Origin of the sequence: Streptomyces sp. Isolate_45 (assembly GCF_024721315.2) — a bacterium.
Taxonomy (GTDB): Bacteria; Actinomycetota; Actinomycetes; order Streptomycetales; family Streptomycetaceae; genus Streptomyces.
Genome location: NZ_JANFAK020000347.1, coordinates 1 through 1,995 on the forward strand (window position 1 = coordinate 1; position 1,995 = coordinate 1,995).

The 1,995-nt window shown below is 73.1% G+C and carries 1 protein-coding gene; it reads left to right on the forward strand.

From position 1 onward, the window contains the following. Positions 1-1,995: acyltransferase domain-containing protein (locus NOD94_RS40945; RefSeq protein WP_281211325.1), on the forward strand; the 1,995-nt coding region annotated here is incomplete at both ends.

Here is a 1,995-nt window from a genome sequence, read left to right on the forward strand (position 1 = left end):
GACACGGAGTCCTTCCGCGGACCCTGCACGTCGACGCGCCGACCCCGCACGTCGACTGGACGGCCGGCGACGTCGAGATCCTCACCCAGGAGCGGGACTGGCCGGCAACCGGCCGCCCGCGCCGGGCCGGCGTCTCCTCCTTCGGCCTGAGCGGCACCAACGCCCACACCATCATCGAAGAGGCCCCGGTCCCGGCCGAGGCCACGACCGCCGAGCAGCACACCGGTGGCACCGCTCCGGCCCTGCCGTACGTCGTCACCGGCAAGAACCCCACCGCTCTGCGCGCCCAGGCCGAGCAGCTCGCCTCGTGGCTGGCGCAGAACCCGCGGGCCGCCGCCCAGGACACCGCGTACTCGCTCGCCGTCGAGCGGTCGAAGTTCGACACGCGGGCCGTTCTGGTGACGGGCTCCGAGGACCGCGAAGCTCTGACGGCCGCCCTGCGCCGGCTCGCTGCCGGCGAGCCCGCGCCGGGCCTCGCGCGGGGCACGGTGTCGGGAGGCGGACACGCCTTCCTCTTCACGGGCCAGGGCAGCCAGCGCCTCGGAATGGGGCGGGAACTGTACGACGCCCGGCCGGTGTTCGCCGACGCGCTGGACGCGGTGTGCGCACGCTTCGACTCGCGGCTCGACGCGCCCTTGAAGGACGTCCTGTTCGGGACCGACGCGGAACTCCTGGATCGGACCGAGTACACGCAGCCGGCGTTGTTCGCCGTCGAGGTGGCGCTGTTCCGGCTCCTCGAATCGTGGGGTGTGCGGCCGGACTTCGTATCCGGGCACTCGATCGGTGAGATCGCCGCCGCGCACGTGGCGGGGGTGCTGTCCCTGGACGACGCGTGCGCTCTGGTCGCGGCGCGTGGCCGGCTGATGCAGGCGCTGCCCGTGCGTGGCGTGATGATCGCCGTCCAGGCGTCCGAGGACGAGGTCCTGCCGCTACTGACCGAGCGGGTGAGCATCGCCGCCGTCAACGGTCCGCGGTCGGTCGTGATCGCCGGTGACGAGGACGCCGCCGTCGCGGTCGTGGAGTTCCTTGGTGACAGGAAGAGCAAGCGGCTCACAGTGAGCCACGCCTTCCACTCGCCGCACATGGACGGCATGCTGGACGACTTCCGCCAGGTGGTCGAGGGACTGACGTACGCGGCCCCGCGGATCCCACTGGTATCGAACCTGACCGGCGCTCTCGTCACCGACGAGATGAACTCGGCCGAGTTCTGGGTCCGGCACGTGCGCGAGGCCGTCCGCTTCCTCGACGGTGTGCGCGCCCTGGAGGCGGCCGGTGTCTCGACGTACGTCGAGATCGGTCCCGACGGTGTGCTGTCCGCCGCGGCCCAGGACTGCCTGACCGGGGACGCCGACGCAGCCTTCGTACCGGTCCTGCGCGCGGGCCGCGCGGAGTCGGAGTCGGTGCTCACGGCCGTGGCCGAGGCACACGTACGGGGTGTGGAGGTGGACTGGTCCGCCTTCTTCGCCGGTACGGGCGCCGGGCGCGGCGAGCTGCCGACGTACGCCTTCCAGCGGCAGCGCTTCTGGCCGGAGGCGGCCGCACCGAGCGGCGCTCCCGTGCCCGCCCCGGCGGTCGACGGCGTGGACGCGCGATTCTGGGAAGCGGTGGAGCGCGGCGACCTCACGTCACTGCTGTCCGAACTGGAGGTGGCGGACGACGCGAGCTTCAGCGACTTCGTCCCCGCCCTGTCGGCCTGGCGTCGGCAGAACCAGGAGCAGGCACAGGTCGACGGCTGGCGATACCGGGCAACGTGGAAGCCGCTCACGGCGCCGGCGTCCACCTCGGGCGTGCCGGGCGGCCAGTGGCTCGTCGTCGTACCCGCCGCGAGCGCGGACGACGCCTCGACCACGGCCGTGGCGGATGCCCTGACCGGCCGGGGAGCCGAGGTCCGCCGGGTGGTCGTCGAGTCCGGTGTCGGGCGGGCTGCTTGGGCCGATCTGCTGTCGGACGTCGGGTCCGTGGCCGGTGTGGTGTCGCTGCTCGCCCTGGGCGAGG